We start from the raw sequence: 25,723 nt of genomic DNA on the forward strand, positions 1-25,723 counted from the left end.
CGTGGCCGAGAAGGACAGCGCGCCGACCGCGAACCGGCGCTTGATCTCTATACACGCCCATCCTGACGACGAGTCGCTCAACAACGGCATCACGCTGCCGAAGTACGCCGCAGAAGGTGCGCACACCACGCTCGTCACCTGCACCCTCGGCGAGGAGGGCGAGATCGTCGTACCGGATCTCGAGTTGCTGTCGGTTCACCACGCGGACCAGCTCGGTGGCTATCGCACTGGCGAGCTAGCGAAGGCCTGCACGGCGCTCGGCGTGACCGAGCACCATTACCTGGGCGGCATCGGACGTTATCGCGACAGCGGCATGATGGGTGAGCCGACCAACAGCGATCCGAGATCCTTCTGGCAGGCCAACCTCGACGAGGCGGCGTCGTACCTCGTGCCGATCATCCGCCGCAACCGCCCGCAGGTCATGTTGGCCTACAACGACTTCGGCGGCTACGGCCATCCCGACCACATCAAGGCGCACCGGGTGGCGCTGCGCGCGCGTGAACTGGCCGCGGATTCGGCGTACCGGCGCGAGATGGGTACGCCGTGGCAGATCGCGAAGGTCTATTTCGCGGGGCTTCCGCGCACTGTGCTCGCCGAGCGGATCGCGGTGCTCGCGAAGGCCGGCGTACCGGATGCCTTTGGTGTCAGCGATGCGGGCGATGCGCCGTTCGCGGTCGACGACAAACGCATCACCACAGTGATGGAGGGCGTGGAGTACGTCGATGCGCGACTTGCAGCGATGCGCGCACACCGCTCGCAGTTGCCGGCCGATGAGCCGGAGTTTCTGCTGTACGACGTACTCGGTCCCCAGGCAATCGATCGCGACTACTTCGAGTTGGCGATCGGCGTGCCCGGCGGCGCAGATCGGCCGGAATCCGACCTTTTTGCGGGTCTCGACTAGCCTCAATCGGCTAGAGTCGCCGCAAACCTACGGCGGCGCAGTACGCCTCGATCATCGCTGATGCCGTGTTGTCCCAGCTAAAACCGGCGGCGTGCCCGGCGGCGGCGCGTTCCATCTGTAGCCGGCGCGGTTGATCGTCGAGCACCGAACCGATTGCCGCAGCCCAGTCCTCGGGCGCGTGCCCGTCGACCAGTACGCCGGTCCGCTCCCGCAGCACGGCGTGCCGCAGGCCGCCGACGTCGGTCGCCACGACCGCGCGACCACACGCCTGTGCCTCCATCGCAACCAGTCCGAACGACTCGTTGTATGACGGTACGGCGACCAGATCGCTTGCGCAGTACCAGGACTGCAGCTCATCGCGTGGCACGTGCCGCGCAAACGTCACGACGTCCGGACGATCAGGTACGCCGGACAGCCCGAGTTCGCGTGCAAGTTCGGGTAGCGTCGCGGCCCACTGCGGTTGAGGACCGCTGGGGCTGCCCAGGATCAGCACTTTCAGTGGTCGTGTCGGGTCTGCTCTGAGCAGCTCGGCCGTGGCACGGATGAGCACGTCGGGAGCCTTGAGCGGCTGGACTCGCCCGACGAACAACACGATCTGGGCGTCCGGGTCGAGTTCAAGACGCTCACGAGACGCCGGCCGATTGCACGGATGAAACACGTGGAGATCGACGCCGGGATGCACAATCGCGATCTGGCTGGGCGCGGCGTGATAGTGCCTGCGCAGTTCGCGCGCCTCCTCTGGTGTGTTTGCGGTCAAGACGCTCGCGGCCGCGACTATCGCCTTTTCAGCGTCCTCGCGCTCATCGGTCTCGGGCCGATGACCGTCGGCGCGGGTCGCGTTTTTGACGGCGGCCATCGTGTGCATGGTGTGCACGAGAGGGAGTTCAGTGCTCGCTAGCTCCAACCCGACAGCGCCAGACAGCCAATAGTGCGAGTGGATCAGGTCGTAGTCGCGCATTCGGCCGGCAATTGCGTTCGCGAATCGGCCGACGAGCCGCGGCATGGCTTCCTTCTCGATCGACTCGGGCGGCCCGGCATCGACGTGGATCACGCGCACACCCTCGGCCATGTCGACGATTTCCGGTGTCGTGTCGTCCCTGCGGCGGGTGAAGATGTCGACCTCGATACCCCGTGACCCAAGGCGCTCGGAGACCTCGCGCACGAAGACGTTCAGCCCGCCGGCGTCGCCTGCGCCCGGCATCTCCAAGGGAGATGTGTGCATGGCGAGCATCGCAACCCGGCTCGGGAATCGACCTTCGTATGCTGTCACGTGTCCATCATTCCCTGACCGGTCGGCGTACCTCGAATAAGGTCGTCGGTTTCGTGCGCGATTGCGACCGGTTCGTACGACGTCATTCGATTGGGCTGGGGAGCCTGGCAGAATCTGGGCATGGCAGCACACCCGCGAGAGTTGTTATTGATGCGGCACGCGAAGTCCGGCTACCCCGACGGTGTCGACGATTTCGACCGACCGCTGTCCGAGCGTGGCCGACGGGAAGGGCCGCTGGCCGGCGAGTGGATTAGGGGTCAAGTCGGCGAGGTTGACGCGGTGCTGTGCTCCGGTGCGGCGCGCACCCGCGAGACTCTGCAGGTTGCTGGAATCGACGCGCCAACGACGTACGCCGACGAGATCTATGAAGCGACCGCGGGCGAGATCCTCGCGCAGATTGCCCAGACTGCGGGCGACGTACGACGCTTGCTGGTGGTTGGTCATGCGCCGGGAATCCCGTCGACAGTCGCCGCGCTGGCAACCGACGACAGCGACGCCGAGGCGCTGCGAGCGGTGCGCGCCAAGTTTCCGACGTCCGCGATCGCCGTACTCGAGTTCGACGGAGGCTGGCCTGATCTGGCAGCGGTGGGCGCGAGGTTGACCTACTTCGAGGTGCCGCGGTGAGGAACGCCGTCATTTTCCTGCAGTTGCCGCGCGGCTCCGCCGCTAAAGTGACCAATTCCGTCCCGGTGCGTGCTTAAGACTCGCGTTGCTGGGTACGGGTTGAGATGCGACCGGCGGATTGCCCGCCGGCTGAACATTGACCTTGGGAGTCGTGATGATGGGAAAGGTTCTGGTAGCCGGTGCTGCGGCCGCCGGCTACGTGCTTGGTTCGCGTGCCGGACGGGCTCGCTACGAGCAGATCGTGTCAACAGCGCGCAAGGTACGACGTGACCCGCGTGTGAAGGAAGCGACACACGTCGCTCGCGGTGTCGCCCAAGATGCGGCGATCCAGGCGGAAAAGAAGCTTGCCGAAGCCGTCGACGTCGCCCGCGAGAAGGCGCCCGAGGTGCAGGAGAAGCTGGCTGACGCGGCCAAGAAGACCCTCGGCCATGGGGACGGTTCCGGCGCGCATGGCTGACCAAACGGTGACCGGTACAGCAGACACCCGTGCCGCTGAAGGCCATGGACCGAAGCCGCAATCACCGACGGACATCACCAAACCGTCCTGGAAGTTTGTGCTGCGCAAGACGATCCGTGAGTACATCAAAGACGGTTGCATGGATCTTGCCGCCGGCCTGACCTATCGGTCCGTGCTGGCGATCTTTCCCGCGCTCTTAGCTACGTTGTCTTTGCTGGGCATCTTTGGTCAGGGCCAGAAGACGGTCGACACACTCATGGGCATCCTGTCCGATCTTGGCGCGTCGGGGACGGCCGACACGATCGAGCCGGTGCTGAGCTCCCTGGTGAAAGGGCCCGGTGCCGGGCTGGCGCTGATCATCGGTCTTGTAGTCGCGTTGTGGTCGGCGTCGGGCTATGTGGCCGCCTTCGGTCGCGCGATGAACACCATTTACGGCATTCGTGAGGGGCGACCGATCTGGAAGCTGCGGCCGGCGATGATGGTCGTGACAATTTTCGTGGTCGTGCTGTGTGCCGCCGTCGCGATTGCGTTGATCGTCAGCGGGCCGGCCGCGAGGGCCATCGGTAATGCACTCGGGCTCGGGTCGACGGCGGTGATGGTCTGGAACATCGCCAAATGGCCGGTGATCTTGCTGGTCGTCGTACTAATCGTTGCGATCCTCTATTACACGACACCAAACCTGAAGCAGCCGAAGTTCAAGTGGGTCAGCATCGGCGCATTTGTCGCGATCATCGTCTGGGTGCTCGCATCGGCCGGATTCGCCTTCTACGTCACCAACTTCGGCAACTACAACAAGACCTACGGCTCGCTCGGTGGCGTGATTGTCTTCCTCCTCTGGCTCTGGATCACCAACCTCGTGTTGCTGTTCGGTGCCGAGCTCGATGCCGAGATCGAACGTGGCCGCGAGTTGCAAGCGGGGTTGGCCGCTGAGAAGCGGTTGCGCTTGCCGTTGCGCGATACCCGCACGATCGAGAAGGCCGAAAAGCAGGAAGCGGAGGACCTCGCTCGCGCCCGCGCCCTGCGTGGGAGCGCCGGCGAGACCGACGAACCTCACTAACCGGCCCCATCACAAGATCCGCCACTGCCGCGCGGTGCGCACAGTCGGCACCGCCCTGCTTGTCACGCCAGACTCCCGCTAGTCACGCCAAATAAGGCAGCACAAGGAGGAGTCCGGCGCGACAAGGGACCGCCCTGTCAACCATGGTTGACAGGGCTGCGGTTGTCAATGTAGGTTGACGGCATGGATCAGACAGCACAGCTTGCGGTGGCTGCAGGCGATGGCGACCCCCGCAAGGGTTTACGTGCCGTCGCTGCGCTGCGTCGCCTCATCGAACACCTCGAGCGGGCGCAGGTCCTCAGCGCCCGGCGGATGGGATGGTCGTGGCAGGAGATTGCGGTCGAACTCGGCATCAGCCGGCAAGCCGTCCACAAGAAGTACTCCGGAGGCTAGAAATGTTCGAACGTTTCACCAAACCGGCCCGCGAAGTTGTCGTCGGCGCTGTCGCGGTCGCGGAGAAAAGGGGTTTGCAGCAGGTCACCGAAGAGGACGTACTAGTTGCGCTCCTGACCTCGGTGGATCTGCCGGCCGATCTCGGGCTCGATAAGTCGACCGTCGCCGGCGTACTGGACGACATCGATACGTCTCGACGCCGAGCCGGGCTCAGTGATATCGACGCGGATGCGCTTGCCAGCGTCGGTATCGACCTCGACGCAGTGGTGGACCAGATCGAAGCCAACCTCGGTGCCGGTGCGCTTGGCGACCAGTCAACGCGGCGCAAGCCGAAGAAGCACGTGCCGTTCACTGACGGATGCAAGGCGACGCTCGCGGGCGCGCTGCGACAGGCGGTGATGCGCACGGACAACGAGATCCGCCGCGAACATCTGCTGCTCGGTCTCATGATGCGGCGTACGCCGGTCGCCGACACGCTCGCTAAACACGGCGTCACCGTTGCCACGGTGTACGACGCCCTCGATCGCCATTCCGCCTGAGCGTCGCCGCGCTCGATCACCGCTCGGGCTGAGCGCGGCGGCGGGCAACGTCTGCTCAGACACGGCTATGCGCCGCGCGGCCACGGCAGGTCTCCGGGCGAGCTGCGACTTCTTGTCTCACCTTTGTCACGCCAAATAAGGCAGCACAAGGGGGAGGTTCGGGTGACCAGGTAGCGAATCGCTGGACCGAGGGCGTGTCGGCTGGCGCGTAGGTGACGCATGTTGTTGAATGCTTCTAGAGCCGGTGCGATGACTTGGGGAAGAAGCCATCGCACCGGCACTTTTATGCCCATAGCGCGGCCGCAAATCCCCAATCCATCGCCGCGAAGGTTCGCGTAATGTCGACGTCATGCGAGTGACGATGACGGGTATGCAGGGCAACGACCTAGAGGCAACTGCACCGGGACTGACATGGGGATAACACAATCCTGGCAGGTCGGCGACGTCACGATTACCAGCGTGCCCGAGATCGCGATGAGCGGGTTCGGCAGCTGGCTGCTGCCGGACGTCACGCCGACCGTGATTGACGAGCATGACTGGCTCGGTGACTTCGTTGACACGAACGGCGAACTGATCGGAATGGTGCAGTCGTTCGCGATCGATACGGCCGGGACCAAGGTGCTCGTCGATACCGGGCTGGGCAACGACAAAAGCATTCCGCGCCCCGAGTGGAACGACCTGCACACGCCGTTCCTCGAGGACCTCACCGACGCAGGATTCGCGCCCCGGGACGTCGACATCGTCTTCATGACACACCTGCACATGGACCACATGGGCTGGAACACCCGACTCGACGGCGACGCTTGGGTCCCGACGTTTACGGAGGCGCGCTACCTGACGGCGCGGCCCGAATACGACTACTGGACGACTACCGATCTCCCGCCGGAACGCCGGATTATGTATACCCAGTCCATCGACCCGGTGTACGACGCTGGCCTGCTCGATCTCATCGACGTACCCCAGCGCCTCGAGATCGCGCCGGACGTCTTCGTCGTACCGACGCCCGGACACACCCCAGGTCACAGTTCGATTCTGGTCGAGAGTCAGGGCGCGACGGCGATTATCACCGGTGACTGCATGCATCACCCGGCTCAAATCGCCGACGTCGGCATCTGCGCGGCCGTCGACTTCGATGCGCAACAGGCCGTGCGCACCCGCAGAAAACTGCTCGCCGATCTGGACGGTACTGACGGGCTACTGATCGGCAGCCATTTCGCGCGCCCGACCGCCGGCCGGATAGCCGGCAACACGTTCGTCACCGGGGCATAACCGCCCGAGCCGCCCCTTAGGTGAAACAGATCGACTCAACGGTGAGTCATTCTGTTGCACCTAACGTCAGGTATCCGCGCACTTACGGGACGATCCCGAATCTAGGCGACGACCGCAGCGCATCGACCGCAGCGCGGTACCTCGCCACGCCAGCCGCGCGCGATGAGGACCGCGATGATCTCCGCGGCCACGCCGCACGGGTCGGTAGCGATCTCATGCCACCCGTAACGGAGCGTCGTCACCCCCACCCGCGCGTTGCGATTGTCGCGTCGCCGGTCCCGAAATTCCCGGCCGATGTGAGCTTCGCGCCCGTCTAGCTCAACGACGAGCCCATACTCTCGAAAGTACAGATCGACCCATCCGCCCTTGGCGTTTGCCGTCACCTGCCGCTTGCCCGTCGGTAGTCCGTGCGCCCGCTCGACGTCGTGCAAGAAGAGCATCTCCAGTGAGCTGTCGGCCCCTGAGCGCGCATCGGCGACGATTGCCTCGATGAGCCGCCGGTTTGGAAGCCGTTCGCGTCGCTCTGCCGCGGTCGCGAGTGCATAACCCGAGGTCAGCCGCTTCTGAAGGGCGCCAGTAATGAGCGCTACGACCTCGCCACGCGAGCTCTTTGCGCACACGTCGATGACGGTGTCCGCGACAGAGGTGCACAGTAAATGGTGGCTGGTCTGCCCGCGCCGTACGAGGGGATTCACCCGCCGATAGAGCGCAAACGTACGACGTCTAGGCGCGCGCGATTTTGGTACGACGACCTCGACCGGCAGGTCTTCGGCGTCGATCAGTCCGTACAGTCGCGCCGCCGTACCTCCCGCAACCATCGCGTCCTCGCCGCCGCAGAGGTACGCCGCCCACACGTACGCGCGCCACGGGATCGTGCCGGCACCGGCAAAGAAGATCCCGTAGTCGACCCGGGCCCAGACTCCGTCTCGCACGAGTTGTGAACGGCGACGGAGCGAGACGTCGTGTTCGCGGATCTGTTCGGCCGTCAGAATCCCGCACTGCTCGGCTGCCAGGCGGTGCAAACTCACTGGGATCGCGCTGCGTGTGGTCATGTCGAAACGGTCGCAGGTGCGGACATCGATAGGTACGGTTGCCGCGGATCTGTTGATAACGGCCGAAGGCTGTGGGCGATCGTTTGACAGCGCGCGTCTTAGGTGAAACAGATCGACTCAACGGTGAGTCAATCTGTTGCACTTAACGCCCGCGCTCTCAGATGCTCGTGAGCCAGAGGCCGAGGGCGCCGGCGCTGACCGCAAGTAGCGTCGTGCCGAGTGAGTTGACCAGCGCGTAGCCGTATCGGCGTTGTTGCAGCAGCCGCACGGTCTCGAACGACGCCGTACTAAACGTCGTATAACCACCGCAAAACCCGGTGCCGATAATCAGCTCGAGTTCGGTAGGGGCGCCACGGAAGAGAGTCAGGCCGAGCATCAGCCCCAGCAGCAGCGAACCGGTGACGTTGATGAGGACGGTCGGCCACGGAAAGGTCGCCGCCCATCGAGCGCGCGAAGCCCCGTCGAGCACAAAACGCACGACGGCACCGAGACCGCCGGCGAGTGCGACGTAAAGCGCGATCATGAGCGGACCCGCGTAGCAAAGGCGATTCCGGCGTACGCCGCCACGACCCCTGCGATCAGAGTGCCCACGCCGTACGCCGCACCGAGCCACGCCGAACCGCCGCGGATCAGCAGGTCGATCTCGACGGCGAAGGTGCTGTACGTCGTGAGCCCCCCGCAGAATCCGGTGCCGCACAGCAATCGGATTCGGGTGCCGGCAATGGAGTTCGACCGCGACAAGGCCTCAAGGAGTACGCCGAGGACCAGGGCGCCGATCACGTTGACCACGAACGTCGCAACCGGCCAACCGGTGCTGTGCGGAACGAGCTGGCCAGCGCCGTACCGCAGCAGCGTGCCGAGGCACCCGCCGACGAATACGGCGAGCAGATGGATGGGGATCAGATGAATCGGGCGCGCGCCGCCAGCATCGGGATCGAGCGGTAGTTCCTCGTGGCTGATGACAGGCCTCCCTAATCGTGAACGAGAGGAACCATCAGCCGGTCGGGGCGGTTCAGACGAATGGTGATATGCGAGCAAACCATGCGTCAGGGCGGAGATCCATCGCCGCTCTCCACGATACAGACCAATGTGAGCAGTTCGGCAATCAGCCGCCAAAAAGCAGTCGTCAACTGGGCCGGAAAGGTCGCGCCAGCGCCCAGACGCCGTCAGATCGCACGGAAATGTTGGTCACGAACTGGTAACGTCGGCCCCCGCCCGACGACCTAGGGAGTGACTGCCGCAGTGACCTTGGCGCCTACACGTGGCGACCGCGATACCGTCGCGGGGGCTTCAGCAACCCACGTCGACACAGATCAAAGCACACTCACCAAAGACCAGAGCACACTCGACAAGGGCCAAAGCCCAGGCACGAATCAGTCCACACCAGCGAAGCAGAAGCCGCGCCTGCACAGCCTCGACCTGCTGCGGTTCATCGCCGCGCTCGCGGTCGTGCTTTATCACTACACGTACGCCGGCCACCGGTTTGGTTCGCAGGATGTCGACTACCCGGGCTGGTGGAACGCGGTCAGTCGCTATGGCTACCTCGGCGTCGAACTGTTCTTCCTGATCAGCGGTTTTGTCGTCTTTATGAGTGCGTGGGGCCGCCGCCCGACGACGTTCGCGATCTCTCGTGTGACCAGGCTCTATCCGGCGTACTGGCTCGGCATCCTGCTCACGAGCGCGGTCGTGGTGATGTTCGGCCAGGGCGCATCGGACACCCTGGACCCGTCGCACATCACCTGGGGCCGTTTTGCAACCAACCTGACAATGGGCCAGGCTTACGCCAAGGTTGAACCGATCGATGGCGTCTATTGGACCTTGGCTTGCGAGGTCGCGTTCTACCTCTTGGTCCTGGCGTTGACGTACGTCGGAATCACCCGCCGTAGTGCGCTCGCATTCATGTGGGGCTGGCTCGCGCTCAGTATCGTCGCGCGCGTCGCCCACCCTCGGGGTGACCTTGGATTCTGGGTCGATCGGATCCTCATCCCGGACTGGAGTTACTTCTTCATCGCGGGTATGGCGTTCTTCCTGTGGCGCAAGTTCGGCCGCTCGGCAAACCTGGCCGCGGTCATCGTCGTGAGTTACGTGTGCGCGGTGTTCGCGGAGATCCGGCAGGCGCATTTCGTCACCAGCATCACGGGTAGCCCTGTCAGCCCGGTCGTCGCATCGCTGATCGTCGCGATTGCGTTCGTGCTCATCTGGCTTATCGCCGACGGCCGGTTGACGAAGCTGTCGCATCCGTCGTTCGGCACGCTTGGTGCGCTGACCTACCCGCTGTACCTCTTGCACGCGGTCATCGGCTACATCATCTTCAACGCGTTGGACGACGTACTGAACCGCTGGCTGCTCCTCGGGCTGGTGCTTGGTTTGATGCTCGCCTCCGCCTGGCTCATCACGACGTACGTCGAACGACCACTGCACCCACGCTTGCGCGACGTGCTGACCAAAGCGGATGTTTTAGTACGCCGCAGATTGGGTAGCAAATAGGCACGTCGGAGTGAAGCAGCCCGCTTGTCAGACGGGCCGGGCGGCCGGATCCTTCCCAACCGAGGGATCTTGCCCCCTGGCAGGTGCCGCACGATGGTTATTGACAACCTCGGCAGCCACCTGCGTGAGCTTGATGTTTAAGTCCTGGGACGTGCGGCGCAGCATCTCGAACGCGTCGTCGTCGCTGATCTTGTGGAAGGCCATCAACAGACCGATAGCCTTGCCGATCTCACGGTTGCTTGTGAGCCCCGCACGCAGCGTATTGGCCGCTTCGTTGCGGCTCGCGGCGATCAACGCGACGGATGTGAACGCGGCGAGTACGGCGGCCTCGTTGACCGATTGAGCGGTGAGCGCGTGCGGCGTATCGGAGAAGAGGTTGAGCGCGCCGACCTTGCGGTTATCCACAAGGACTCGGAACCCGGCCATGCCGCGCACCGGCGTACGTTCGAGCACCCGGGCGCTGAGTAGCGGCCATACCTGGGACTGGGTCAGGTCGGCGTCGATTTGCGGGGCGTCATCGACTATCGCATCGACACACGGTCCGGCGCCGATCTCGCGCTCCATTTCATCGACTAGCCGGGCGACATCGTCACTGGAAGCGGCCGTGATCAGGCGCTCTTGCTGACGCAGCATGAGACTGGCGTGATCGCAGCCGGTGACGAGCCGCGGCGCCGCGTCGCAGACCGCTTGGTAGATCTCCTCATACGTGTCAGATCCGTAGACCAGATTCGACAGTTCGAGGAAGGCGCTGGGCGTCGTACGTGGTTCGTTGTCCATAGCTTTTGCCGCGTGAAGCGGGCGTCTCCCTCAACTGATAACCGTAAGAATGAGCACCTATCTGCTGAAGCGCCACACTTCAATTATCTCACGGTTACTGTTTAAAGAAGCGTTGTACCGGGCACAGGTACGACGTACGCACCACAACCTGAGGAGACGATCATGGGTTTGTTTGATAAGGCCAAGGATAAGGCGCAGGAGCTCGCCGGCAAGGGCAAGCAGGGAGTCGGCAAGGCGACCAACAACGAAAGCCTCGAGGCCGAGGGCCACAAGGACGAGGCCGCAGGCAAGCTCAAGGGCACCGGTGAAGACCTCAAGGACAAGGCCGCCGAGAAGTTCAACGACATCAAGGACGGCGACTAGTCGCCAGGTCGGGTACGGCGTCCTCTGTAGCAGTAAGGAGTCGGCTCATGGCTGATCCAATCGCGGCCGGCGACGAGATCGCGAGGCCGGATCGCCTTGAGCCGGGCTCCCCGATTGACGATATCGACGCGCCGCGTCTGACCGAATAACTGAGGGTGCACACGACGTCCCGGCCGCGCCCGAGATGTCGACACCCGGGAACGGCTCGGCCACGGGGTTCGTCGCAGGCGAATGGACGTTGAGGGGGCGACACCGCGACTTACCGATCGCGATCTAGCGGATCGTTATGCCAGGCTTTATGGCCCGTTCGCGGTGGTGATGCTGCTGCTGACGTTCTTCCCCTATATGCGGTCCGGCGAACCCAAGGGTGGCATCACCCCGCACGAATTCGGCAGCCTGTGGCGGGAGGCGTTCGGCCCGGGCGGCGACAACGAGGTGGCCACATTTGGGGCGGCGCTGTTCGTTGCGGCGATCGTGCTGGTACTTATCGCGACCTTTGTCCCGCCACCCCCAGTTCTCACCGCGACTATCGCGGTTCTCGCGCTGATCATCGTGGTCATGGTCTGGACCAGGCCGGGCTTCTACAACACTCCAGCGCTGACCGACGCCGGTATCGCCGACATCGCCATCGGGTACGCGCTCGTCGTACTCACGATCACCCACACGATCCACACGGTGCTGCGACGAAGCGCCCGCGGTGATCGCGATTGACGTGCCCCGGTAGCCATTGGACCCGGTCTCGGTAGAGACTGGGAAGAAATGGTCGATGGAGAAGGTATGCCGATGTCGATAGATACCCGCAACGCAACCGACGAGCAGCTCACGAGCGACTGGCTGGGCAACTTGTCAGCCGCGTTTAGCAGCGCGGATCCGCACGCGCTCGCGGGCCTCTTCCTCGACGATGCCTACTGGCGCGATGCGCTGGCGCTCACGTGGAGTCTGCACACGTTCTACGGCGTCGACCAAATCGTCCCGGCGCTCCAGCACGGGCTGTCCGAGACCAAGATCCTCGACGTACGTCCGGCCTCCGATCCCTCGCCGCGTCGGGTACGCCGCGCAGGTGTCGACGTCATCGAGTCGTTCTTCGAGTTTGAGACCGGTGTCGGCCGCGGCCGCGGAGTCGTGCGCTTCAAGGCCGACGAGCCGACCCGGGCCTGGACGCTGCTCACTGCGCTGGAGGAGCTCACCGGGTTCGAGGAGCCGATCGGTGAGCGGCGCTCGAGCGGCAGCAACTTCTCGCGGGTCTTCAACGGACCTAATTGGCTCGACTCGCGCGTGCAGGAGCAACGGTACGACGATCGCGATCCAGTTGTGCTCGTCGTCGGTGGCGGTCAAGCCGGTCTTGCCGTTGCGGCGCGGCTCAAGATGCTCGGTATCGACACGCTGATCGTCGACCGGATGCAGCGTATCGGCGACAACTGGCGCAAGCGTTATCACTCCTTGGCTCTGCACAACGAGACCTGGGTCAACCATCTGCCCTACATGCCGTTTCCCGACAACTGGCCGACGTACATCCCCAAGGACAAGCTAGCCAACTGGTTCGAGGCGTACGCCGAGAGCATGGAGCTCAACTTCTGGACCGACACGGAGTTCAAGACGGGCGAGTACGACGAGGCCACCCAGACGTGGTCGGTGGTGCTCGAGCGGTCCGACGATACCCGGGTGATGCATCCGAGGCACGTCATCATGGCGACCGGGGTCAGCGGGATCCCCAGTATTCCGGCGATCCCGGGGCTCGATGACTTCGGCGGCACGGTCATCCACTCCAGCCAGTTCGACAGCGGAGCGCCGTACGCCGGTCAGAAGGTGCTTGTCGTCGGCTCCGGCACCAGCGGTCACGATGTCGCGCAGGATCTGCACAGCCACGGCGCCGAGGTGAGCATCATGCAGCGCGGCTCGACGCTGGTCGTCAACGTCGGGCCGGACGGCGCGGGCAAGGCGTACGCGCTGTACGACGAGCCACTTTCCACTGATGACTGCGATCTGCTCACAGTCGCGTCGCCGTACCCGCTGACCCAGCGTTCGCATCAGCTCATGACAGAGGACATCATCGGCATCGAGCGCGACCAGATCGAGGGGCTGCGCCGAGCGGGGTTCCGGATGGGCTTCGGCGAGGACAACACTGGATTCCAGCTGATGTACCTGCGCCGCGGCGGTGGCTATTACCTCAACGTCGGTTGTACGCCGTACATCATCGACGGCCAGATCAAGATCCTGCAGTACGACGACTTCGCGCGCTTTGATCGCGACGGGATAGTGCTCAACGGTGGCGAGACTCGCGACTTTGACGTCGTCGTGCTCGCCACCGGCTATTGGCCGCAGCAGGAGCTGGTACGCCGCCAGTTCGGTGACGAGATCGCCGACCGCGTGGGTCCGGTCTGGGGTCTGGACGATGAAGGCGAGATGCGCAACATGTGGCAGCGCACCGCGCAGGACGGAATGTGGTTTACCGCAGGCAGTCTGGCGCAATGTCGGATCTTCTCGGCGTACCTCGCGTTGCAGATCAAGGCGATCGAGGAAGGCCTGATGCCGAAGTCCCGGCCGGTCGATGAACCGACCGGTGCGGTCCGCCCGCACGATCTCTCACCGGCTGACGCCGTCATAACCCCCCTCGTGGGTTGAGCGGGCCAGCGACTTGCTCGAGCGAGCGCTGGGAGTCGAGGGCATCTCAAACGCGATCTTAAGATCCCCGCGCTGGAAAGGCCGCACTTGTAGGCGCGCGCCGCTGCGCTCTCGCGGGTCCACCCAGGACCATCAGCCGTCCGAGAAGGTCACCCTCGCCAGCGGACTGTGTGCGACCCACTCGTCGAGGACGGCTAGCGGCCATGGACCGTCCGGGTCGTGGCGGCGGTTGAACTCTTCCACTAATGCGGCGAGAATTCGTCGCCGCTGCGCTGGTTCGACGATGACCGTCGCGGATGCAGGCAAGTCCGCCACGACGCCGTGCTTGAGGTGAAACACACGAACTCTGGTTGCGTGCTGAGGTTCGCGAGCCAATCACGCTGCTTGGGTGCAGGTATCCCGCTCAGGTAAATGTCGTCGTCGAAGCGATAGAAGACGATCTCGATTCGCCGCGATTTACCGCTTCGACGCCCCACGGTGGTGATGTCGATCGTGCGGTCCTCCAGTGTGGATGAGGAATCGATGGCCAACTTGCGACGGACGCCCTCGTTCATCTGATGTCCGCGACGTCCCGCGTCGACCTTCGCCGTACGGGCCCCGCGACAGCAGCGGGATCGAGTGCCGCGCTGCTGGCACTCGGGCCGAATTGTGCCCAGGCCCATTCGTCGTACTCGGGCTCCGAAGTGGAGTGCCGCATGTGAGTGCGCTCGGCTTGGTCGCCGCCGACCGCATAGCGTAGCCGCCGCGAATCATCGGTCGCCGCTTCGAGGATGACCTGCGCGACGTCGGCGGAGGAGGCCAGAGGTCGGTCGGTGACGGCCTCGAAGGAGGCCATTCGCTGATTCACGTAGTCCTGGTACACGTCCGGGATCTCGCGCGTGGCGGCGGTCTCCAAGATTCTCTGCACGAAGCCGGTGGTGGGTACAAAGCCGGGCTCGACGACGCGTACCGAGATGCCCTGGGGCGCCACCTCGTAGCGGATCGTCTCGCTCAGGTTGTCCAGTGCGGCCTTGCTGGCGTTGTAAGCGGCCATGAGGGGCTCGGGCACGATCGCAGATCCGGCGGTGACGTTGACGATGGTCCCGCCGCCGCGCATGCGCAGGTGTGGGATGACCTGCCGCATGAGCGTCATGGGTCCGAAGCAGTTGGTGCTGAACAAGAGACGGACGTCCTCCGCAGTGGTGGTCTCGAAGGGCTGAAACATGCCGAAACCGGCAACGTTCACTAGCGCGTCGACGCCCCCGAAATGGGCGGCCGCGGTCTGTAGGCTGGCCGCGGTGGCTTCCGAATCCGTTACATCGAGCGGGATTACGAGCATGCGGTTGGTATCTCGGTTCCCGACGGCGCGGAAGTCCTCGATCGAGCTCTCGCGCATCGTCGCGACTACGTTCCAACCGACAGCGTGAAACGCGGCCACTGTCGACTTGCCGAAGCCGGAAGAGCTACCCGTGATGAACACAGTGTTAGTCATCGCGAAGTCCTTTCGTGTAGGTGAATCACTCTCGACATTAGAGGCCTCCCGCCGTACGATCTATAGCTCAGCGTCCGCATTCAACTACATATCGTCCAGAAAGGGCTCGATGGATCCCCTAACCCAGCTGGTAGAACTGCTCCGTCCGCGCTCTTTCCTGCGAAAAGACCTCATCGGGAGGGGCTCCTGGGAATGGCGTTTCCCTGCGGTATCCGGAGTTGTGTTCGGCCGCGCAATTAGCGGACGCTGTCGTTTTGAGCTACCGGGAATGGGCGAGCGCGACGTAGAGCAAGGCGACTACCTGCTCCTGACCAACCCCGCACCCTGGAGTCTGCGTGGTGGCACGGGCAAGACGGTTCCCGTGGACTTCGCCACGGCATACGCGACTATGACAACCGACGAGTTGGTCGGGAAGGAGCCTCAGCGGCAGCCGACGAGTGAGCGGATGGGCGAGGATGTGACCCGGATGGTTGCCGGACACTTCGAGTTCGACCCGGTCAACGCCGGGCTGCTCGCGTCGCTGCTGTCGCCGGTTATCCATCTTCCTGCCGCGCGGTGCGGCGAGCGCGACTTGCTCACCAGAGTGTTGGACATGATCGACGCGGAGGCTTCGTCCCAGCAGCCTGGTCGGCAAATTGTGCTGTCCCGGCTGCTCGAGATCATGTTGGTCGAACTACTACGCACACCGCAACTCGTCGCGAGCCGGCGCGGCATGCTCAACGGGCTCACCGACCCGCCGGTGGCGGCAGCGCTGCGTGCATTCCACTCCAACATCCACAAGCATTGGTCGGTCGCCTCGATGGCCGAACAGGCCCACCTGTCGCGGTCGGCCTTCTCCGAGCGTTTCGCCACGGTCGTCGGACAGCCTCCTATGACCTACGCCCTGAACTGGCGGATGGCCGTTGCGCGCGACGCGCTGATCACTGGCCGCAAGAACATCGAGCAGGTGGCAACCGCGACCGGATACGGCTCGGCCAGTGCCTTTAGCATCGCCTTCTCTCGAACGGTTGGGGTTTCTCCGGCACGCTACGTGCGCGAATCGCTCGCCGCTAACAAGTAGCCGACGCCTCTTCGGCTGCAGCGGTCCCGAACTCGGGCTCGCCCACATTCGGGAAGTGACACGCTACTTGCTGACCGGTGCCGACCTCCCGCAACATCGGCTCGATTTCCGCGCAGATGTCCTGTGCCTTCGAGCAGCGAGTCCGGAAGCGGCACCCCGACGGCGGATTCACCGGTGACGGCAGGTCTCCGGTGATGCGTCCGGCGTGACTCTCCAGCGACCGCGACGGATCGGGCACCGGCACCGATGCCAGTAGCGCAGTGGTGTAGGGATGGGCGGGAGTCTTGTAGAGCACGTCGGGGCTCGCCACCTCGCAGAGTTTGCCGAGGTACATCACCGCGACGCGGTCACTCACATTCTTGACGACCGCCAAGTCGTGGGCAATGAACAGCAAGGTCAGGCCGTAGCGACCCTTCATGTCCTCCAGCAGGTTGAGGATCTGCGCCTGCACGGAGACATCCAGTGCGGAGACGGGCTCGTCGCAGATGATGAGCTCGGGATCGAGCATGAGCGCGCGGGCGATGGAGATACGTTGGCACTGACCGCCGGAGAATTCGTGTGGCCGGCGTTCGGCGTGGGCCTCGAAGTCGAGGCCCACGGCGTCCATAACCTCTTTGAGCTTGGCGCGCTGCGCGTCTTTGTCTGCCAGCCCCAGTGCCTTACCCCAAATCTTCAGGGGTTCGGTGATGATCTCGCCGACCCTGCGGCGCGGGTTCAGCGACGAGATCGGATCCTGGAAGATCATCTGCATCCGCGGCCTGATCTCACGGAGTTGGCCGGCCGACAGGGTGCTCAGATCGGTGCCCTCGAAGCTCACCTTGCCGGACGTGGGGCGCGGTATGGCCATGATCGCCCGTCCGGTGGTGGACTTGCCGCAACCGGACTCGCCGACCAGCCCGAGTGTCACTCCCCGGTCCAGGTCGAAGCTGATGTCCGAGACGGCATGGACCTTTTTGCCACGCCCGGCCGGAAACTCCACCACCAGGTGCTCGACTCGCAAGAGGGGCTCGGCGCTCGGCGTGTCGGTGGCCAGCGCGGCTGTCTCGGCGCGGACCGGCCGGACCGTATCCGCCTTCGCTGGACCGCTCACGAGTGATTTACCAGCGCCCGCGCTGCCGACGGGGAACCAGCAGCGATACAGGTGTCCCGGCTCGGACTCGACGAGTGGTGGCATTTCTTCGCGGCAGCGGTCCTGGGCGTAGGAGCATCGGGCTGCGAAGCGGCAGCCCTTCGGTGGGTGGACAAGGTCCGGTGGCCGCCCCGGAATGGCCTCCAGCCGGGTGTGGCTGGCGGCCTCTAGGAGCGGGATCGAGGTGAGTAGCGCCTCGGTGTAGGGCATCTGCACGTCGCGGAACAACGCCTCGGTCGGGGCCTGCTCGACGACCTGCCCGGCGTACATCACCACAATGTCGTCGGTGCGGCCGGCGACGACGCCGAGGTCGTGAGTCACGAGGATCATGGCCATGTGCCGCTCGCGCTGGGCCGCGCCAAGCAGGTCGAGGATCTGTGCTTGCACGGTGACGTCGAGAGCCGTCGTCGGCTCGTCGGCGAGCAACAGCTTTGGGTTGCACGCCAGCGCGATCGCGATCGTGACCCGCTGGCGCATGCCGCCCGACAGCTGGTGCGGATAGTCCCGCGCGCGCTTGGCAGGCTCGGGTATGCCGACCGACCGCAGCAGCTCTACGGCCGTCGCGTCAGCCTCGTGGCGGTTCTGGCCCAGGTGCTTGCGCAGGGACTCGGTAATCTGCCGGCCGACCCGCAAGACGGGGTTCAGCGACGTCATCGGGTCCTGTAGGACCATCGAGATCTCGGGCCCCCACACGTGCTGAAGCTGGTCAGGACCGAGCTCGCTCAGGTTTCGGCCGTCGAAGCGCACAGTCCCGGAGCGCTCCACGGACCCGCTGGGTAGCAGGCTCATCACGGCGCGGGAGAGGACCGTCTTGCCCGAACCCGATTCCCCCACGACGCCGAGTGTGCGGCCGCGTTCCAGGGTGAACGAGACGTGGTCCACGGCGCGCACTAGCCCGCGTCGAGTCGGGAATCCGATGCTGAGGTCCTCGACCTCAAGCAACGGCCCGTCGTGCTCCGGCTCGGGCTTCACGGAGTCAGTGGTCACAGCTTGGCCTCCCGGACATCGAACAGGGCGCGGAGTCGGTCGCCGACGAAGTTGAGCGACAGCACGGTCAGGAACAGGGCGATCGACGGCCACAGGCAGATAAAGGGGTCGTTCGACAGGTAGGTCTTGCCTTCGGCCACGATCCCTCCCCACGTAGCGGTCGGCAGGGGGACTGACAGCGCTAGGAATGACAGCGCGGCCTCGGCCAGGATCGAAACCGCTACGAACACCAGCGAGTAGGAGATGACGATCGGCACCACGTTGGGAAGGATCTCGCGGAACAGCACGCGCCGTCTGGTGGCGCCAACCCCGTTGGCGGCGGTGACGAACTCAAGGTCCGCGAATGACACAGTCGTGCCCCGAACCACCCGGAAGATCGGCGCGATCGACAACACGCCGACGGCGAGGGTGATGTAGAGCAGGTCCTGGCCGAGGAAGGCCACGACCGCTAGCAGCAGAATGAGCGCCGGAAACGCTAGGGCGACGTTCGCGATAGCGGACAGGATCGTGTCGGTCTTGCCCCGGACGTAGCCGGCGATGAGCCCCATCAGTCCGCCGACGAGTACGCCGATTGCGATGGAACCGAAACCCACGACAAGCGAGACCCGGGCACCGTAGACCACCCTTGAGAACAAGTCCCGTCCCAGGGTGTCTGTGCCGAGCAGGTGGTGGATGCTCGGCAGCTCGAACGGGACCGCGCCCGGCGGAGTGACGTTCGGCGGCTGGAGGGGCAGCAGCGGTGCGAAGATCGCGCCGAACACAATCAAGATCAACCAGCCGGCACAGACCCAGAAGAACCAGCCCAGCCGCCGCTTAGCCTTCGCCGCAGCGGGCGACACCTCGGCGCTGGCCCCCACGCCCGCGACCTCCGCAGGAACCGCGGCGCCGAAGCCGCCCACGATAACGTCAACGTCGTTGTGAGCGCTGTCTGGAAGAGTCTCGTCAGCGGGCACGTTCCACCCTCACACGCGGGTCGGCGACGCCGTACAGGACGTCTACCAAGAAGTTGACGAGGACGTATCCCGTCGCAGCGACGAGCACCACACCCTGCACGGTGAGGTAATCGCGCTGGCCGATAGCCGTGACGATCAAGGTGCCGATCCCGGGCAGCGCGAAGACGGACTCCACCACGAGCGCCCCACCGATGAGAGCACCGATGTTGAGACCTGCAACGGTGAGCAGGCTGAAGGTGGAGGGCCGTAGCGCATGTCGCAGTAAGATCCACCGTTGCGACATGCCCTTGGCGCGCGCCATCGTGATGAAGTCTTGCTGCAATGTGTTGATCATGTCGCTGCGCAGCACCCGCAGATAGACGGCAACCGAGCCGAGGCCGAGGGTCACCGACGGCAGCACCATGGTCTTCAGGTTCTGCAGTGGGTCGGTGGTCAGCGGTGTGTAGCCCGTGGCGGGGAAGATCTGCCATTTCACCGCGAAGATGTAGACGAGCAGCACGCCGAGCATGAAGCCGGGAATGGCCAGCAGCGCAAAGGCACCGCCGGTGCTCAGGCGGTCAAGCAGCGAGCCCGGTCTTCGCGCGGACAGGACTGCCAGCGGAATGGACACCGCGAACGCGATGATCTGCGACAGCACGAGTAGTTCGAGGGTGACCGGCAGTCGCTGGCCCAGTTGGGTGGTGACGTCCTCTTTGGTCGTCGCGGACTTGCCGAGGTCACCCTGTACGACGTTGCTGAGGTAGTGCCCGTAGCGCACCAGGATGTTTTCGTCGAGGCCGAGGCGCGCGTGCTCTTGCGCGATTGCTTGCGGTGTGGCGCCGGGTCCGAGCACGGCCAGCGCAGGGTCACCCGGCAGCAGGCTCGTCAGGTAGAACGACGCGAACGTGACGACGAGCAGTACCGGGATGAGCATGAGGAACCGCTTGACGAGGAAACGCACGGGGAAGGCGGCCCGATCTCAGGCGTTGAGCCAGGTTGAGGTCGGATAGAACAGTCCCCCGGCGAAGCTTAGAGCCTTCTTTCCATCGGGCAGGTTCTGTCCGTTGAAGTTTTGGACCTTCTTCGCCGCGAAGCACCCCCAGATCGTGCGGCTGGTGAATAGGTAGGGCAGGTCGACAGCGAAGCGCTCGTTGACCTTTTGGTAAGCGGCGAGCCGGTCGGCCTTGTTGAGGCTGGTCCGGCCTTTCTGAAGCGCTGTCTCGACTTCCGGATCCATGTTCCGGGCGAAGTTCAGGGCCGATTTCCCGATCGGCGCGGCGGTAAGCGGACTCCACCAGACGTAGTTGGCGTCGGGGTTTGCCGCGTTGAACGAACGCCATCCGGTGGTCTGATAATCACCCAGGACCGCGTTAGTAATCAGTTGGACCTGCTCGACCTGCTTGATTTTGACGGTGATGCCGATGGCCTCCCACTGCTGCTGAACGAACTGGGCGGTCTCGCCGTTGCGCGGGTTGTTGGTCGTGGCGTATTCGATGACGGGCTTGCCTTTTTCCTTGGTGTACTCCTGCACGAGACTCTTGGCCTTGCCCTGGTCGTAGCGGGGGAAGCCTTTCGCGCTCGCGTCGTAGTCCTTGTTACCCGGGAACAGGCCATAGGCTGGCTCGTAGAGGCCGAAGTTGTGCACCTTCTGGTACGTCGCGTTGTCGAAGCCGTACGAGATCGCCTGACGGATCCGCAGGTCGCTCACCACCGGAGCCATGAGGTTGATCATCACCATGTTCATGCTCGGCTCGCCAGTGGTGCTTCCCTTGTCGGTGAGGTACTGCACCTCCGACTTGTCCTTCAAGTCTCGGAGGTTGATCGAGTCGCTGGAGTGCATGATGTCGATCGTCCCGGCGAGCAGCGAGTTCTCGCGACTGGTGGGGTCCGAGATCGTCTGGTACTCGACGCGGTCGACGTAGGGCAGCCCCTTCTGCCAGTAGTTCTTGTTGGCGTTGGCGTAGAAATGCGAGCCCGGGACCCATTCGTCGAAGACGAATGGACCGGTGCCGATTGGTGTGAGGCCCCCGGCGGGGGTCGCGATGGTTTTCGGTGAGGGGACATAGCCGAGCTGGCCGGTCAGATACGTGGGGAACGCGGGCCATGGCGTTTTGGTCTTCATCACTACGGTCATGGCATCAGTGGCGGTCACCGAGGCCAGGTTGAGCAGTGCCGGCGCGGTCAGCGGCGCCTTCTGCACCGCCTGCAGCGCGCCGACCACCTCCGCGGAAGTGAGCGGGGTGTTGTCGTGGAACATGATGCCGTCGCGCAGCTTCACCGTGAACTCGGTGAAGTCAGCGTTGGGCGTCATGGACTTGCACAGGTAAGGCTGCGCGTCACCGTTGGCGTCGAGAGCCATGAGCGGATCGAACACTGTGGACGCGTACATGAGGCCAGCGGTGTCGAACTGGCCGGTAGGCGGAGCAAAGCTGTTGAAGTCGGACTCGAGGCCCATCTTCAGCGTGCCGCCCTTCTTCGGGGTCTTGGTGGTCCGGCCAGAGACCTCACTGCCGGTGCCGCTGGAGGCATTGGGAGCAGCGGTGCCACCGCACGCGACGGCGACGCCGCTGACGAGGAGGAACCCGGCGCCTACCGAAAGAAACTGCCGCCTGTTGAAGTCATGCACCATGCGAGCCCCCATTAATGTGAGATTAGGTACACAACGGTTTAGCATCGAATGCTCAAGAGCACAACGGCGACGGACCGATTGCGACCAACAGGAGACCTTGGACTAACAGCGCCTAAGCCACAATTCGCGGTCCCGGGATCACGAAATCTGCACCTGAAATGCACATATATGCTCGGGGTTAATTCTGCAGGTACTGGTGCACAAACTGCACCGCGACCGAGCCCTCGCCGACCGCGGACGCTACCCGTTTGACCGATCTGGCGCGCACGTCGCCGACGGCGAACACCCCGGGAACGCTGGTCTCGTACAGGTAGGGATCGCGCTCGCCGTCTGGTGTGGCAAATCGACGGTCCCCGAGTGCGGGGCCGGTGAGCACGAACCCGCGCCGGTCGGTCGCTATCTGCGGCGGCAGCCATCCGGTGTGTGGCGACGCGCCGATGAAGATAAACATCGCGGACGCGGCCAACTCGGTGGTCTCGCCACCGTCCGCGTCCGAAACGGTGATGGTATCGATACGGTCGGTGCCGGTTACCTTCTGCACCTGTGCGCGGCATCGGACCTCGATGTTGGGTCGTGCCTCGATTTGTTCGATCAGGTACGCCGACATCTTGTCGCCGAGCGATGCAGACCGGCACAGGATCGTAACTTTGGCGGCGTACTCGGAGAAGAACACGGCTGCCTGACCCGCAGAGTTGGCGCCGCCGACCACGACGATTTGCTCGCCGACGACGGTGTCGCGCTCGCTGAGTGCCGCACCGTAGAAGATTCCGCGGCCTTCCAGATCGCTGGCGCCGGGCACATCCAGACTGTTGTAGTCGACACCACTGGCCAAGATCATGGCCCCGCAGGTGATCGCGGATCCATCGGCCAGATCGAGCCGGGGGTACGGTCCGCTCACGTCGAGGTTGGTCACGGTCGCGGGTGCGAGTACTTCGACCTGAAAGCGCCGCGCCTGGGTGACCGCTCGTCGGGCCAGGTCGCCGCCGGCGATTCCGTTCGGAAATCCGAGGTAGTTCTCGATCCGGGACGACTGTCCCGCCTGACCGCCCGGCGCCGACTGCTCGAGACACACCGTCGACAAACCCTCACTGGCCCCGTAGACCGCGGCGGCCAGTCCGGCCGGCCCGGCCCCAACGACCGCGAGGTCGAAGACGGTGGTGTCGGAGCGCGTCTTTTGACCGAGTGCCGCGGCCAGGGTCGCGACGTCCGGGCAGACGAGGCGCTGACCGTCGGGAGTCACGACGAGTGGAAGTGCCGCGTCGTCGGTTGCCGAATGCAGGCGTCTGGCCTCCGGGCTTGACGCGACGTCGAGCCACTGCATGGGTATCTGGTTACGCTGCAGGAAGTCCCGTACCGCGTGGCTTGCGGCGGAGAATTTGGTCCCCACGACCCGCGTCACGTCACGGGACGGCTGTTGGTTTGCGTGCCAGTCCTCGAGCAGATCGTCGAGGACCGGATACAACCGCTCCTCGGGTGGCTCCCACGGCTTGAGGATGTAGTAGTCGAGGTGGAGGTCGTTGATCGCGCCGATCGCGACCTCGGTGTCGGCGTACGCGGTCAGCAGCACGGCGCGTACGTCGACGAACAACTCGCGGGCCGACTTCAGGACCTCGAACCCAGACACGTCGGGCATGCGTTGGTCCGATACGACGAGCGCCAGCGGCGAGGACCTCAGCTTGAGCTCTTTGAGTAGCTCGATCGCCTCGGCGCCGCCGGAGGCGACCATGATCCGATAGTGCTGGCCGTATTGGCGGCGCAGGTCGCCACGTACGGCGCTCAGTACGGCGGGATCGTCGTCGACCGCGACGATGATGGGGCGGTCCGAGCCACGAGCGGAGTTCTGGTCGGCACCCGACTCAGCGGCGTTGCTCGAGGGGGCGGTCACTGGGCCTCCACTTCCGTCCCTGTCGTGTCGCGTCGCAGCGGTATTCGCACCCGAAACACTGTGCGACCCGGATCGGAGGTGACGTCTATCCGGCCGCCAGAACCGCGCACGATGTTGAACACGATGTTGAGTCCGAGGCCCGTCCCCTGACCCGGGAGTTTGGTGGTGAAGAACGGGTCGAACACCTTGTCCAGCAGGCTCGGATCGATCCCGGGGCCGTCGTCCTCGATCATCACCGTGACCCACTCGTCGTCGGCGGAGGTGCTGATGACCAGGTGTCCGGAGGCGCCCATGGCGTCAACGGCGTTGTCGATCAAGTTGGTCCACACTTGGTTCAGCTCGCTCCCTAAGGCCTCGATCCGCGGGATGTCCTGTCCATATCGTCGGTCGACTGCGACGCCCCGCTTGAGCTTCGCTTGGAGCATGACGAGTGTGTTGTCGAGACCTTCGTGTACGTCGACCTCCTGCACCGGCGCCTGATCCATGAAGCTGTAGTCCTTCAGAGCCTTCACGATTTCGGATATCTGCCCTGACCCGTGCCCAATCTGCGCCAACAAGGCGAAGGCGGTAAATGAGTTGGTCATTAACGACAACGCCGACGCGAGTTTCTCGGGAGCGAAATCGCCAGCGATCTTGTCCAGATCGCCGATGTCCAGGTCCAGGCTGACGATCGGCCCGGCGAGCTCCCACGGTGCCGCAACTCCGCGCGCATCAAGCCAGTCTTCGACGTCGCTCTCGCGGTCGCTTCGGGACATCGCGTCCAGCGTGTCGGGCATTGTTGCTCGGCGTGTGCCGTGTTCCACGAGTTCCGCTAGGCGGGCGGCATCGTTGCCGGTGAGGCCCTGCGCGGCGAGGTCGAAGAATTTGTTGCAGGTCTCGGACAGCGCGTCCCGAAGTAGCACCGCACCGCGCTGAGCCGCGGCCGCCGGGTTGTTGAGCTCGTGCGCCATACCGGCGCTGAGTCGGCCAAGCGTGGCGAGCTTCTCGCTCTGCACCAGGGCGGCGGTTCGTTCTGCGACATCTTGTTCGAGCTGCAACTGGTACTGCGCGGTCAGCGCCTCGGCTTCCTTACGATCTGTGATGTCCCGGAAGAACGTGTGCGTTGCCATGAACACGCCGTCCCGGAACCGGCCGGTGGCGTTTCCTTCAACCGGGAACTTGCGGCCGTCCTTGGCGACAAACGTGACTTCGACCGAGTCGATGGTCATGCCGCTCATGATCTGGCCGATGATCACGGTGCAGTGGTCGTGAAACTCTTCGTCCACGATGTCGAACAGGGTGAGGCCCGGTAGCTCCTCGGGACTGTAGCCGAGGTGGTCGTGCCAGGCCTTGTTCACGAACTGGAAATGACCGTCGGGACTGATGCTCTGGATAATGTCGTGCGAGGACTCGATCAGATCGGCATAGCGACGCTCGCTCTCGCGGCCGTCCTCTTCGGCGATGCGCTGCCGTGTGAGGTCGCGCGCGACGGCGTAGTACCGACCCGTGGTGGCAATCGCGACAGCGGTCCAGGAGAGCCAGCGTGTTGCCCCGTCGCGGTCCATGAAGCGGTTTTCAAAACGGGTGATGTCCTGGCCGTTTCGGCCAGCCTCCAGTTGCGCCGCAGTGGATTCGACATCGTCCGGCTGAACGAAATCGAGTAATGGGCGCCACAACAGATCTTTACAGTCGTAGCCGAGCAGATCCGTCCAGCCGTCGGACAGTTCCTCGAAATACCCGTCAAAATTTGCGACGCACGCGAGATCGACCGTCAAATCGAGAAGCCGTCGCGACACCTCGTCAGGCCAACCAAACCCCGTTACGTTTGCCTGTGAATCCA

27 protein-coding genes and 1 riboswitch are annotated in these 25,723 nt (G+C 64.2%); of the genes, 13 read left to right on the forward strand and 14 right to left on the reverse strand.

The window, feature by feature from the left end; all coding sequences use genetic code 11:
* The first annotated feature begins 1 nt into the window (after position 1).
* Complete coding sequence (gene mshB / locus CLV47_RS00080; protein WP_106346968.1) at positions 2-901, forward strand: N-acetyl-1-D-myo-inositol-2-amino-2-deoxy-alpha-D-glucopyranoside deacetylase; 900 nt, start codon at positions 2-4, stop codon at positions 899-901.
* Between the two features lie 10 nt (positions 902-911).
* Here the strand turns inward: mshB and mshA are convergent, their stop codons facing one another.
* The gene (mshA, locus tag CLV47_RS00085) at positions 912-2,171 is read right to left on the reverse strand and encodes a D-inositol-3-phosphate glycosyltransferase (RefSeq protein ID WP_202862296.1); all 1,260 of its coding nucleotides are present in this window, start codon (positions 2,169-2,171) and stop codon (positions 912-914) included.
* Positions 2,172-2,291: 120 nt separating this feature from the next.
* Here mshA and CLV47_RS00090 point away from each other — a divergent pair, with 120 nt between their 5' ends.
* The 6 genes from CLV47_RS00090 to CLV47_RS00115 all read left to right on the forward strand — a co-directional run bounded on the left by CLV47_RS00090 (position 2,292) and on the right by CLV47_RS00115 (position 6,510).
* The gene (locus CLV47_RS00090; protein WP_106346970.1) at positions 2,292-2,795 is read left to right on the forward strand and encodes a SixA phosphatase family protein; all 504 of its coding nucleotides are present in this window, start codon (positions 2,292-2,294) and stop codon (positions 2,793-2,795) included.
* A gap of 154 nt (positions 2,796-2,949) precedes the next feature.
* Positions 2,950-3,252: a hypothetical protein gene (locus CLV47_RS00095; RefSeq protein ID WP_106346971.1), complete on the forward strand. Its 303-nt coding sequence runs from the start codon at positions 2,950-2,952 to the stop codon at positions 3,250-3,252.
* Positions 3,245-4,309, forward strand: a complete 1,065-nt coding sequence (locus tag CLV47_RS00100) for a YihY/virulence factor BrkB family protein (RefSeq protein ID WP_106347455.1) — start codon at positions 3,245-3,247, stop codon at positions 4,307-4,309. The genes CLV47_RS00095 and CLV47_RS00100 overlap by 8 nt, the downstream gene beginning before the upstream one ends.
* 183 nt (positions 4,310-4,492) lie before the next feature.
* Positions 4,493-4,702 carry a helix-turn-helix domain-containing protein gene (locus CLV47_RS00105; protein ID WP_106346972.1) on the forward strand — a complete coding sequence of 70 codons (210 nt, stop codon included), beginning with the start codon at positions 4,493-4,495 and terminating at the stop codon, positions 4,700-4,702.
* 2 nt (positions 4,703-4,704) lie between these two features.
* Positions 4,705-5,241 (forward strand): Clp protease N-terminal domain-containing protein, encoded by a 537-nt coding sequence (locus tag CLV47_RS00110; protein ID WP_170110865.1) that lies wholly within the window; start codon positions 4,705-4,707, stop codon positions 5,239-5,241.
* A gap of 411 nt (positions 5,242-5,652) precedes the next feature.
* Entirely contained in the window at positions 5,653-6,510 is an 858-nt protein-coding gene (locus tag CLV47_RS00115) for an MBL fold metallo-hydrolase (RefSeq protein ID WP_106346974.1), read from the forward strand.
* A 101-nt stretch (positions 6,511-6,611) separates the two neighbouring features.
* On the opposite strand, the gene CLV47_RS00120 is transcribed toward CLV47_RS00115, so the two are convergent.
* From CLV47_RS00120 to CLV47_RS00130, 3 genes are all read right to left on the reverse strand, one after another.
* Positions 6,612-7,562, reverse strand: coding sequence for a DUF559 domain-containing protein (locus tag CLV47_RS00120; RefSeq protein WP_106346975.1), 951 nt, complete (start codon positions 7,560-7,562; stop codon positions 6,612-6,614).
* A gap of 157 nt (positions 7,563-7,719) precedes the next feature.
* Positions 7,720-8,085, reverse strand: coding sequence for a fluoride efflux transporter CrcB (gene crcB, locus CLV47_RS00125; protein ID WP_106346976.1), 366 nt, complete (start codon positions 8,083-8,085; stop codon positions 7,720-7,722).
* Positions 8,082-8,414: a fluoride efflux transporter FluC gene (locus CLV47_RS00130; RefSeq protein WP_337589553.1), complete on the reverse strand. Its 333-nt coding sequence runs from the start codon at positions 8,412-8,414 to the stop codon at positions 8,082-8,084. Before CLV47_RS00130 ends, crcB begins: the two co-directional genes overlap by 4 nt.
* Here CLV47_RS00130 and CLV47_RS22565 point away from each other — a divergent pair.
* Both CLV47_RS22565 and CLV47_RS00135 read left to right on the forward strand, forming a co-directional pair.
* Positions 8,379-8,507 (forward strand): hypothetical protein, encoded by a 129-nt coding sequence (locus tag CLV47_RS22565; RefSeq protein ID WP_272946771.1) that lies wholly within the window; start codon positions 8,379-8,381, stop codon positions 8,505-8,507. The genes CLV47_RS00130 and CLV47_RS22565 overlap by 36 nt on opposite strands.
* A 33-nt stretch (positions 8,508-8,540) precedes the next feature.
* Positions 8,541-8,638, reverse strand: a riboswitch (Fluoride riboswitch).
* A gap of 166 nt (positions 8,639-8,804) precedes the next feature.
* On the forward strand, positions 8,805-10,049 hold the full coding sequence (locus CLV47_RS00135; RefSeq protein WP_170110866.1) for an acyltransferase family protein: 1,245 nt from the start codon (positions 8,805-8,807) through the stop codon (positions 10,047-10,049).
* A 27-nt stretch (positions 10,050-10,076) separates the two neighbouring features.
* Here CLV47_RS00135 and CLV47_RS00140 read toward each other — a convergent pair whose 3' ends face one another.
* Positions 10,077-10,826: a GAF and ANTAR domain-containing protein gene (locus CLV47_RS00140; protein ID WP_106346978.1), complete on the reverse strand. Its 750-nt coding sequence runs from the start codon at positions 10,824-10,826 to the stop codon at positions 10,077-10,079.
* A 162-nt stretch (positions 10,827-10,988) separates the two neighbouring features.
* Between CLV47_RS00140 and CLV47_RS00145 the strand changes: the two genes are divergently transcribed.
* From CLV47_RS00145 to CLV47_RS00155, 3 genes are all read left to right on the forward strand, one after another.
* Positions 10,989-11,189, forward strand: coding sequence for a CsbD family protein (locus tag CLV47_RS00145; RefSeq protein ID WP_106346979.1), 201 nt, complete (start codon positions 10,989-10,991; stop codon positions 11,187-11,189).
* 231 nt (positions 11,190-11,420) lie between these two features.
* Complete coding sequence (locus CLV47_RS00150; RefSeq protein ID WP_106346980.1) at positions 11,421-11,900, forward strand: hypothetical protein; 480 nt, start codon at positions 11,421-11,423, stop codon at positions 11,898-11,900.
* A gap of 72 nt (positions 11,901-11,972) precedes the next feature.
* Positions 11,973-13,811, forward strand: a complete 1,839-nt coding sequence (locus tag CLV47_RS00155; RefSeq protein ID WP_106347457.1) for a flavin-containing monooxygenase — start codon at positions 11,973-11,975, stop codon at positions 13,809-13,811.
* Between the two features lie 132 nt (positions 13,812-13,943).
* On the opposite strand, the gene CLV47_RS21910 is transcribed toward CLV47_RS00155, so the two are convergent.
* Genes CLV47_RS21910 through CLV47_RS00165 form a run of 3 tightly spaced genes read right to left on the reverse strand, consistent with a single transcriptional unit; the run spans position 13,944 to position 15,282 of the window.
* Positions 13,944-14,126, reverse strand: coding sequence for a hypothetical protein (locus CLV47_RS21910; protein WP_170110863.1), 183 nt, complete (start codon positions 14,124-14,126; stop codon positions 13,944-13,946).
* Positions 14,054-14,473 carry a nitroreductase/quinone reductase family protein gene (locus CLV47_RS22680; RefSeq protein WP_146135228.1) on the reverse strand — a complete coding sequence of 140 codons (420 nt, stop codon included), beginning with the start codon at positions 14,471-14,473 and terminating at the stop codon, positions 14,054-14,056. The genes CLV47_RS21910 and CLV47_RS22680 overlap by 73 nt, the downstream gene beginning before the upstream one ends.
* Positions 14,362-15,282, reverse strand: coding sequence for an SDR family oxidoreductase (locus CLV47_RS00165; RefSeq protein ID WP_106346982.1), 921 nt, complete (start codon positions 15,280-15,282; stop codon positions 14,362-14,364). Before CLV47_RS00165 ends, CLV47_RS22680 begins: the two co-directional genes overlap by 112 nt.
* Positions 15,283-15,391: 109 nt before the next feature.
* Between CLV47_RS00165 and CLV47_RS00170 the strand changes: the two genes are divergently transcribed.
* A complete protein-coding gene (locus tag CLV47_RS00170) occupies positions 15,392-16,342 on the forward strand; it encodes an AraC family transcriptional regulator (RefSeq protein WP_170110867.1) in 951 nt (316 codons plus the stop codon).
* Here CLV47_RS00170 and CLV47_RS22840 read toward each other — a convergent pair.
* The 6 genes from CLV47_RS22840 to CLV47_RS00200 form a co-directional block, all read right to left on the reverse strand.
* The gene (locus CLV47_RS22840; RefSeq protein ID WP_106346984.1) at positions 16,332-18,458 is read right to left on the reverse strand and encodes a dipeptide ABC transporter ATP-binding protein; all 2,127 of its coding nucleotides are present in this window, start codon (positions 18,456-18,458) and stop codon (positions 16,332-16,334) included. The two genes, CLV47_RS00170 and CLV47_RS22840, sit on opposite strands and share 11 nt — an antisense overlap.
* On the reverse strand, positions 18,455-19,411 hold the full coding sequence (locus CLV47_RS00180) for an ABC transporter permease (protein WP_106346985.1): 957 nt from the start codon (positions 19,409-19,411) through the stop codon (positions 18,455-18,457). The genes CLV47_RS22840 and CLV47_RS00180 overlap by 4 nt, the downstream gene beginning before the upstream one ends.
* On the reverse strand, positions 19,401-20,351 hold the full coding sequence (locus CLV47_RS00185; protein WP_238145153.1) for an ABC transporter permease: 951 nt from the start codon (positions 20,349-20,351) through the stop codon (positions 19,401-19,403). Before CLV47_RS00185 ends, CLV47_RS00180 begins: the two co-directional genes overlap by 11 nt.
* Before the next feature lie 18 nt (positions 20,352-20,369).
* Positions 20,370-22,031: an ABC transporter substrate-binding protein gene (locus CLV47_RS00190; RefSeq protein WP_170110868.1), complete on the reverse strand. Its 1,662-nt coding sequence runs from the start codon at positions 22,029-22,031 to the stop codon at positions 20,370-20,372.
* A gap of 166 nt (positions 22,032-22,197) precedes the next feature.
* Positions 22,198-23,904 carry an FAD-dependent oxidoreductase gene (locus CLV47_RS00195; protein ID WP_106346987.1) on the reverse strand — a complete coding sequence of 569 codons (1,707 nt, stop codon included), beginning with the start codon at positions 23,902-23,904 and terminating at the stop codon, positions 22,198-22,200.
* Complete coding sequence (locus tag CLV47_RS00200) at positions 23,901-25,679, reverse strand: PAS domain S-box protein (protein ID WP_170110869.1); 1,779 nt, start codon at positions 25,677-25,679, stop codon at positions 23,901-23,903. Before CLV47_RS00200 ends, CLV47_RS00195 begins: the two co-directional genes overlap by 4 nt.
* Positions 25,680-25,723: the final 44 nt, after the last annotated feature.

This window comes from Antricoccus suffuscus (genome assembly GCF_003003235.1).
GTDB lineage: Bacteria > Actinomycetota > Actinomycetes > Mycobacteriales > Antricoccaceae > Antricoccus > Antricoccus suffuscus.